At 62.3% G+C, this 8,144-nt stretch carries 9 protein-coding genes; 4 read left to right on the top strand and 5 right to left on the bottom strand.

The window, feature by feature from the left end; all coding sequences use genetic code 11:
* Nucleotides 1-174: 174 nt before the first annotated feature.
* The gene (locus NKJ91_RS32815; protein WP_352458813.1) at nucleotides 175-462 is read left to right on the top strand and encodes a GIY-YIG nuclease family protein; all 288 of its coding nucleotides are present in this window, start codon (nucleotides 175-177) and stop codon (nucleotides 460-462) included.
* 196 nt (nucleotides 463-658) lie between these two features.
* Here NKJ91_RS32815 and dnaQ read toward each other — a convergent pair whose 3' ends face one another.
* The 5 genes from dnaQ to NKJ91_RS32840 form a co-directional block, all read right to left on the bottom strand.
* Nucleotides 659-1,378, bottom strand: a complete 720-nt coding sequence (gene dnaQ, locus NKJ91_RS32820; protein ID WP_352458814.1) for a DNA polymerase III subunit epsilon — start codon at nucleotides 1,376-1,378, stop codon at nucleotides 659-661.
* Nucleotides 1,379-1,463: 85 nt separating this feature from the next.
* The gene (coaE, locus tag NKJ91_RS32825; RefSeq protein ID WP_352453665.1) at nucleotides 1,464-2,066 is read right to left on the bottom strand and encodes a dephospho-CoA kinase; all 603 of its coding nucleotides are present in this window, start codon (nucleotides 2,064-2,066) and stop codon (nucleotides 1,464-1,466) included.
* Nucleotides 2,063-2,905, bottom strand: a complete 843-nt coding sequence (locus tag NKJ91_RS32830; RefSeq protein WP_352453666.1) for a shikimate dehydrogenase — start codon at nucleotides 2,903-2,905, stop codon at nucleotides 2,063-2,065. Before NKJ91_RS32830 ends, coaE begins: the two co-directional genes overlap by 4 nt.
* On the bottom strand, nucleotides 2,898-3,497 hold the full coding sequence (locus NKJ91_RS32835) for a Maf-like protein (RefSeq protein ID WP_352458815.1): 600 nt from the start codon (nucleotides 3,495-3,497) through the stop codon (nucleotides 2,898-2,900). Before NKJ91_RS32835 ends, NKJ91_RS32830 begins: the two co-directional genes overlap by 8 nt.
* A gap of 164 nt (nucleotides 3,498-3,661) precedes the next feature.
* On the bottom strand, nucleotides 3,662-4,480 hold the full coding sequence (locus tag NKJ91_RS32840; RefSeq protein ID WP_352458816.1) for a pyruvate, water dikinase regulatory protein: 819 nt from the start codon (nucleotides 4,478-4,480) through the stop codon (nucleotides 3,662-3,664).
* 401 nt (nucleotides 4,481-4,881) lie between these two features.
* Between NKJ91_RS32840 and hemE the strand changes: the two genes are divergently transcribed.
* From hemE to rho, 3 genes are all read left to right on the top strand, one after another.
* A complete protein-coding gene (gene hemE, locus NKJ91_RS32845; protein WP_023675923.1) occupies nucleotides 4,882-5,910 on the top strand; it encodes a uroporphyrinogen decarboxylase in 1,029 nt (342 codons plus the stop codon).
* A 2-nt stretch (nucleotides 5,911-5,912) separates the two neighbouring features.
* The gene (gene hemJ, locus NKJ91_RS32850; RefSeq protein ID WP_031211566.1) at nucleotides 5,913-6,458 is read left to right on the top strand and encodes a protoporphyrinogen oxidase HemJ; all 546 of its coding nucleotides are present in this window, start codon (nucleotides 5,913-5,915) and stop codon (nucleotides 6,456-6,458) included.
* A gap of 166 nt (nucleotides 6,459-6,624) precedes the next feature.
* Nucleotides 6,625-7,890: a transcription termination factor Rho gene (gene rho, locus NKJ91_RS32855; RefSeq protein ID WP_023675925.1), complete on the top strand. Its 1,266-nt coding sequence runs from the start codon at nucleotides 6,625-6,627 to the stop codon at nucleotides 7,888-7,890.
* Nucleotides 7,891-8,144: the final 254 nt, after the last annotated feature.

Here is an 8,144-nt window from a genome sequence, read left to right on the forward strand (position 1 = left end):
ATACGGATAAGGTGTTCCACGGACGGCTCCCTTGTTTGAGATCTCAACGAACTCATTCTGGCACATCCGATGCCGTCGGGCGCCGTCCACCCCATCATGCCGTCACGTCAGCCGAAGAATACAGCGGCTCAGAACGGCGCTTGTATCCGCAACTGTGCCAGCTACCCTTCAGCCATGACCGGCTATACCTACATGACCGCGAGCCAGAAGCGCGGCACGATCTACATCGGCGTCACCAACGATCTCGGCCGCCGCATGCCGGAGCACAAATCCGGCCAAGGTTCGCGCTTCACCGGCCGCTACGGCGTGCAGCGCCTGGTCTGGTACGAGGAACATTTCGACATTCGTGACGCCATTCAGCGCGAGAAGTCGCTGAAGCGCTGGCCGCGGCAGTGGAAGATCGAGCTGATCGAGAAGACCAATCCAGAGTTGTTCGAGCTTTTTCGCGGAACGGGGTGGTAGTTCGGTTCTGGTCCGCAGGCGCACTGCCGCGTGGTAACGGCATGGATCCCAGGGTCTGCGCCGCGTCGCTTTGCTCCTTGCTCCGCCCTGGGATGACGAATTGGAGGGATATTTCAGCCAATCTCCAAGGTTTGCGATTTGCCACTGAACGGAACTATCGACGTTCGCTGCCGATGACCGCAACCTGTCAAAATCACTATGCGGCGGAACTCGCTTCCGGGGGGACGCGCAGCCAGAGCGCCTTTTCGCCCAATGTGCCAACCATGCCCGCGTGCGCGGTGCGCTCGGCATCGGTCAGGCGCGAGGGCAAGGCGATCGGCCGCACACCGATCGAAATATCGATGTCGTCGACATTCTGCCTGCCGCCCGCCGGAGTCAGGATGCTGTCGAGGATGAGGCTTGCCTGCTTGCCGCCGATGAGCTCGATATAGACCTCGGCCAGCAATTCCGAATCGAGCAGCGCGCCGTGCTTGGTGCGGCGGCCGTTGTCGATGCCGTAGCGGCGGCAGAGCGCATCGAGCGAATTGGGGCCCATCGGATGCTTGCGGCGCGCCAGCGCCAGCGTGTCGACGATCCGTCCCGGATCGATGGCCGGATGGCCAAGCCGGCCGAATTCGAGATTGAGGAAGCCGATGTCGAAGCCGGCATTGTGCGCGACCAGCTTGGCGCCGTCGATGAAGGCCAGAAACTCCTCGGCGATCTCCATGAAAGTCGGCTTGCCCTGAAGATCGGCGGCGCTGATGCCGTGCACGGCCTGCGCCTCGTGATGGATCTGGCGGCCTTGCGGGTTGATGTATTTGTGGAAGGTTCGGCCGGTCGGGAAGCGGTTGACCAGCTCGACGCCGCCAAGCTCGATGACGCGGTCCTCGCGCGTGTCGAGGCCGGTGGTTTCCGTATCGAAGATGATCTCACGCATCGAATCAGTCCACTGGTTCCGGCATCATTCTAGCCGAATCACACCTGGAACAAAATGGCAACAGGTAAAGCGGGCTGCAAGCCTCTTAACCAGGCCTGGCTGCCTTATCCCCGACTAGTTCGGCGACGATCGCATTGACAGCCGCGCGCGCCGCATCAAAGCCCTGGCCGGTGTCGATGACGAAGTCGGCGCGCCGGCGCTTTTCGGCGTCGGCAACCTGCCTGGCCAGGATCGACGCCAGTTTCTCCTCGCTCATGCCCGGGCGCGCCAGCACGCGGGCGCGCTGGACTTCAGGCGGCGCGGTGACGACCACGACCTTGTCGACGCGATCACGGCCGCCGGTCTCGAACAGCAGCGGTATATCGAGCACGGCAAGCGGCGCGCCGGCGGCACGATGTTCAGCCAGGAAGGCATCGGCATCGGCACGGACCAACGGATGGATGATCGCTTCCAGACGTTTCAGGGCGGCGGCGTCGCCGAGCACCCGTTCGGCCAGCTTTGTGCGATCGACCGCACCGGATCGGGTGGTCCCGGGAAAGGCCGCCTCGACCATGGGGGCGGCCTGGCCGGCATAGAGGCGATGCACCGCCTCGTCGGAATCATGGACCGGCACGCCGGCCTCGGCAAACATCTTTGCGGTGGTCGACTTGCCCATGCCGATCGATCCGGTGAGGCCGAGCACGATCATTTTATCGCGCCGATATCGGCGATGATCATTTGCCGCAGTTCGGCGGTGACCTGCGGCCTGGTGCCGAACCAGCGCTCGAAGCCGGGCACCGCCTGGTGCAGCAGCATGCCGAGCCCATCGACGGTTCTCAGGCCGCGCGCTTTGGCCGCGGCAAGGAGCGGCGTCTCCAGTGGCACGTAGACGATGTCGGTGACGATGGCGCCGTCCGGCAGTCTGCGGGGATCGGCGGACAGGCCTTCATTGCCATGCATGCCGAGCGCTGACGTGTTGACCAGCAAGCCGGCATCTTCGAGCAATTCGCCGGTCGCCGCCAAGCCATGGGCGGAGACGCCGGCACCAAAGCGGTCGCGCAGCTCCTGCGCCCTCGCAAGCGTCCGATTGACGATGCGGATGTCGCTGACGCCGCGCTGCTTCAGCGCATGAATAACCGCGCGAGCGGCGCCACCGGCGCCGAGCACCACGGCGCGGCCGTTGGCCGCCCAGCTCGGTGCATATTCGTCCAGATTGGCGGCAAAGCCATGGGCATCGGTGTTGCCGCCCCACAATTCGCCATTCTCGAACCACAGCGTGTTGACCGCACCGATCTGTTCGGCGTCGGCGTCACGCCGCTTGGCCAAAGCGAAGGCGGCTTCCTTGTGCGGGATGGTGACGTTGCCGCCGCGATAGCCTTGTGCCTGCAGCGTCTGCAGGAATTCGGCAAACGCCTCCGGTGCAACGTCGATGGCCTCGTAGACGCCGCCGATACCGTATTTCGCCAGCCAGTAGCCGTGGATCTTCGGAGACCTGGAATGCGCGATCGGGTGGCCGGTGACAAACGCCTTTTTCGTGGCCTCAGCCATCGATCGCCCCGAACTCACGCAGCTTGGCCAGCACCGGCAAAAGTGGCAGGCCGACAATAGTAAAATAGTCGCCTTCGATTTTTTCGAACAGCTGGATGCCTTCGCCTTCGATCTGGTAAGCGCCGACGCTGGACAACGCCTTGGCGCCGACGCGCGCAAGATGGCGGCCGATGAAGGCCGGATCGAGCTTGCGCATGGTCAGGCTGGCGATGCCGACATGCCGCCACAGAACCTGGCCGTCACGGCCGAGCACGACGGCGCTGTTGAGATGATGCGTCTTGCCCGACAGCGCCAGCAGATGACGGCGCGCTCCTTCCATGTCGGCCGGCTTATGGAACAGCTCGTCGCCGAGCGACAGCGTCTGATCGCAGCCGAGCACCAGGGCGCCGGGCTTGCGCTCGCTGACGTCGGTGGCCTTGGCTTCGGCAAGCACCAGGGCGACGTCCTCCGGCGACACGCCACTATTCTGCAGCGGCGCCTCGAGCGCGCGCTCATCGACAGAAGCCGGAACCGCTTCGACAGTGACGCCGGCATTGACGAGCAGCGCCTTGCGGAACGGGCTGCCCGAGGCAAGGATGATTTTTTCAGCCATTTTTTCACCCGGTTCCTGACACTAGGGTGTGTCGAGATTCAGGTCAGGCCGAGCCGAAAACGGTGGCTTCCGAGAACCGGAGCGGAGCGTACTTTTCGTACGTGAGCACCGGAAGCGCAGGAAACCGCCGTTTGCAGGCCGGCATCACCTGAATATCACACGCCCTACCGCGTCTTGCCGCGCAGGGCAACGATGGCCGCCGCCGTCTCCTCGATCGAACGGCGGCTGACGTCGATCATCGGCCAGCCATGCCGCGTGCATATCTGGCGGGCATAGGTGAGCTCTTCCGCGATCGCGGCGCGGTCGACATAATCGGTCGGCTCATAGGCGCTGGTGCCGAGAATGCGGTTCTGCCGGACTTGCGATATGCGTTCGGCGGTGGCGACCAGGCCGACGATCAGCGGTCTCCTGGCATTGACCAGGCTTTCGGGCACCGGTACGCCGAGCACAATCGGAATGTTGGCGGTCTTGATGCCGCGATTGGCGAGATAGATGCTGGTCGGCGTCTTCGAGGTGCGGGAGATGCCGACGAGCACGATGTCGGCATCATCCATATTGGCCGGCAGCTGACCATCGTCATGCTCCATGGTGAAGTTGAGCGCGTCGATGCGGCGGAAATATTCGGCGTCCAGCACATGCTGGGCGCCCACGCGTCGGCCGGCAGGCGTGCCGAGATAGGACTGGAACACCGTCAGCACCGGCTCCAGCACCGAGACGCAAGGCAGGCCCATGGCCGCGCAGCGTTCGTCGATACCGCGGGCAAGCTTCTGGTCGACCACCGTGTAGAGGATGATGCCCGGCTCCTCCTCGATGTCCTCGAACACCTTCGTCACCTGCTTTTCGGTGCGGATGAGCGGGTAGATATGTTCGATGGCGCGCGCATCCTTGTATTGCGCGGAAGCCGCGCGGCCGGCGGCCAGCAGCGTTTCGCCGGTGGCGTCTGAAATCAGATGAAGGTGAAAGAAGCTCTGCGGTTTGTTCACAGGATACATTCCAGGCTGTGGGCCGATGTGGATAAGCCGGGCGGAAAACTCGGCCACCGCAAAGCGACTGTATCAGATGGCGGTTTGTCCACAATTCGATGTGCTGTCGGCTTCTCCGGGCGGTTGGGGACAAGTCCGGGGACGGAGCTTTTTGCCTTCGCTTCATCCACAGGGGCAATTTCCCTGGCCTGGCGGCAACGCATTGACTCCAGTCGTAAATTCCCGGTTTTCCACAAAGTCCTGCAATCCCGCTGGAGAAGCGCGCGACAATATGCTGGCTGGTCTTTTCGAGGGCAAAGCGGGACAGGAGGCAACCACCACAACCAACAGACTCTTAGAATCATAAGATTCCTAAAAATAGAATATTTAATTATAGGGAAGCCTGGAAAGGCGAGCGCTCAATGCCTCAAGACCGGATCGTGCTGGACGTGTTGAGAGGCAAAGCGGCGTTTCCGCCGCCGCTCTGGATGATGCGCCAGGCCGGCCGCTATCTGCCGGAATACCGGGAGACGAGGAGACGGGCCGGATCGTTCCTCGATCTTTGCTACGACCCGGATCTCGCCGTCGAAGTGACGCTGCAGCCGATCGAACGCTTCGGCTTCGACGCATCGATCCTGTTTTCCGATATTCTTGTCGTGCCGCATGCGCTCGGCCGCGACGTGCGCTTCGAGGAAGGACGCGGCCCGCTGCTGACGCCGATCACGGCTGCGGAAATTGCGGCTCTCGACGGCGAAACGTTTCACGTGAATCTCGAGCCGGTCTACGAGACGGTGCGGCGGTTGCGCGCCAGACTGCCTGATGAAACGACGCTGATCGGCTTCTGCGGTGCGCCCTGGACGGTGGCGACCTACATGATTGCCGGCCACGGTACGCCCGACCAGGCGCCGGCCAGGCTGTTCGCCTATCGCGAGCCGGCGGCCTTTCTTAGGCTGCTGAAGGTGCTCGCCGATCATTCGGCTGCCTATCTGATCCGCCAGATCGAGGCCGGCGCCGACGTGGTGCAGATCTTCGATTCGTGGTCAGGCGTACTCGACGAAGCGTCTTTCGAGTTGTTCTGCGTCGAGCCGGTGGCCTCGATCGTCCGGCAAGTGAAGGCTGCCCATCCCAATGTTCCGATCATCGGCTTTCCCAAGGGCGCGGGAGATCACTATCGAAGCTATCGCCAGAAGACCGGCGTGACCGGGCTGGGCCTCGACTGGACCGTGCCATTGTCGACCGCGAAGGAATTGCAGCGTGACGGCGCCGTGCAGGGCAATCTCGATCCGCTGCGGCTTGTAGCCGGCGGCAAGGCGCTTGACGACGGCGTGGGGGCGATCCTGAAGGCGCTGGGCGACGGGCCGCTGATCTTCAATCTCGGCCACGGCATCACGCCGGAGACGCCGCTCGCTCATGTCGAGCGGATGGTCAAGCTGGTGCGGAGCGCATCGTGACGATGATGGGCGCGGACAATGCGAACGGCACCAACACCGGTAAGGGCGCGATGCGCCGCGCGGCAATCGCGATCGCCATTTTCCTGGTGCTGGCCGGGCTGCTGTTGCTGTTCGGGCCCGATGATTTCTATCCCTGGGCGAAGGCGATCCATGTGATTGCCGTCATCTCCTGGATGGCTGGCATGCTCTATTTGCCGCGCTTGCTGGTCTATCATGCCGATGCCGAAAAAGGCTCCGTCCAGTCGGAGACTTTCAAGGTGATGGAGCGCCGCCTGCTGCGCGGCATCATCAATCCGGCAATGGTGATCACCTGGGCATTCGGCCTGTGGCTCGCCTGGAAAGGCTTTGGTTTTCAAGGCGGCTGGCTGCATGCCAAGATCGCTGCGGTGGTTGGCCTGTCGGCCGTGCATGGCTATCTCGCCGGCGCCGTCCGGAAATTTGCCGAAGACCGCAATGAAAAATCGGCAAGGCACTGGCGGATCGTCAATGAGATCCCTACATTGCTGATGATCGTCATCGTCGTCCTGGTTATCGTGAAACCGTTCTGACGTCTTCGGTTGCCCGCAAAAGGCGGCTTGCTCTTTCAACCGACCGACGATAAAAGACGGGTCTTCCTTCCCGTCATGCGCCGCCCATTTATCGCTTCGGCCGCGCCCGGCATTTGTCGCATCCCGCCGATATTTTTCCCAAAGCTTACTCAGAGTCCGTCTAATGATGCAAGAAATGAAACTCACAGAGTTCAAGAACAAGAAACCGCCAGAGCTGATCGCTTATGCGGAATCGCTCGAGGTCGAGAACGCCAGCGTCATGCGCAAGCAGGAGCTGATGTTCGCGATCCTGAAGAGGCTGGCGACCCAGGATATCGAGATCATCGGCGACGGCGTCGTCGAAGTGCTGCAGGACGGCTTTGGCTTCCTGCGCTCCGCCAATGCCAACTATTTGCCAGGTCCCGACGACATCTATATTTCACCGTCGCAGATCCGGCGGTTCTCACTGAAGACCGGCGATACGGTCGAAGGGCCGATCCGCAGCCCGAAAGAGGGCGAGCGCTATTTCGCGCTGCTCAAGGTCAACACGATCAATTTCGACGACCCGGAAAAAATCCGCCACAAAATCCACTTCGACAATCTGACGCCGCTTTATCCGACCTCGCGGCTGAAGATGGAGATGGAGGTTCCGACCTCCAAGGATATTTCGGCGCGCGTCATCGACCTGGTGGCGCCGCTCGGGAAGGGCCAGCGCGCGTTGATCGTGGCGCAGCCGCGCACCGGCAAGACGGTGCTGCTGCAGAACATCGCCCATTCGATCACCACCAACCATCCGGAATGCTATTTGATCGTGCTTCTGATCGACGAGCGGCCGGAGGAAGTCACCGACATGCAGCGCTCGGTGAAGGGCGAGGTGGTGTCCTCGACCTTCGACGAACCGGCGGTGCGCCACGTCCAGGTTGCCGAAATGGTCATCGAGAAGGCCAAGCGCCTGGTCGAGCACGGCCGTGACGTCGTCATCCTGCTGGATTCGATCACCCGCCTCGGCCGCGCCTACAACACCGTCGTGCCGTCATCCGGCAAGGTGCTGACCGGTGGTGTCGACGCCAACGCGCTGCAGCGGCCGAAGCGCTTCTTCGGTGCTGCCCGCAATATCGAGGAAGGCGGCTCGCTGACCATCATCGCCACGGCGCTGATCGATACCGGCAGCCGCATGGACGAGGTCATCTTCGAAGAGTTCAAGGGCACCGGCAATTCGGAAATCGTGCTCGACCGCAAGGTGGCGGACAAGCGCATCTATCCGGCAATGGACATCCTCAAATCCGGCACCCGCAAGGAAGACCTGCTGGTTCCGCGCCAGGACCTGCAGAAGATCTTCGTGCTGCGCCGCATCCTGGCGCCGATGGGAACGACCGACGCCATCGAGTTCCTTATCGACAAGCTCAAGCAGACCAAGACCAACGCGGATTTCTTCGATTCGATGAATACGTAAGCGGGGTGCCCTTTCCTTCTCCCCTTGCGGGAGAAGGTGGCCGAGCGAAGCTCGGTCGGATGAGGGGTGTTCCAGCTTGGCACCCACGGCGATCCGTCCAGCACCCCTCAACCGTCTTGGCGCTGCGCGCCAATCCATCCTCTCCCACAAGGAGGGCTTTGCACGGGGAAGCGAAATCCTGGTTGGTGAGTTAATGGGGCTTTTTTGATGGCCGGGAAAGCAGTTTTCGACGGCTTGGTATGGCATCGACCGGC

It is taken from the genome of Mesorhizobium sp. M0040 (assembly GCF_040323505.1).
Taxonomy (GTDB): Bacteria; Pseudomonadota; Alphaproteobacteria; order Rhizobiales; family Rhizobiaceae; genus Mesorhizobium.

Coding starts and splice junctions, on each gene's coding strand:
- NKJ91_RS32815 (WP_352458813.1), top strand. CDS start 175: ATGACCGGCTATACCTACATGACCGCGAGCCAGAAGCGCGGCACGATC.
- dnaQ (WP_352458814.1), bottom strand. CDS start 1,378: ATGCGTGAGATCATCTTCGATACGGAAACCACCGGCCTCGACACGCGC.
- coaE (WP_352453665.1), bottom strand. CDS start 2,066: ATGATCGTGCTCGGCCTCACCGGATCGATCGGCATGGGCAAGTCGACC.
- NKJ91_RS32830 (WP_352453666.1), bottom strand. CDS start 2,905: ATGGCTGAGGCCACGAAAAAGGCGTTTGTCACCGGCCACCCGATCGCG.
- NKJ91_RS32835 (WP_352458815.1), bottom strand. CDS start 3,497: ATGGCTGAAAAAATCATCCTTGCCTCGGGCAGCCCGTTCCGCAAGGCG.
- hemE (WP_023675923.1), top strand. CDS start 4,882: ATGCCTCAAGACCGGATCGTGCTGGACGTGTTGAGAGGCAAAGCGGCG.
- hemJ (WP_031211566.1), top strand. CDS start 5,913: ATGATGGGCGCGGACAATGCGAACGGCACCAACACCGGTAAGGGCGCG.
- rho (WP_023675925.1), top strand. CDS start 6,625: ATGCAAGAAATGAAACTCACAGAGTTCAAGAACAAGAAACCGCCAGAG.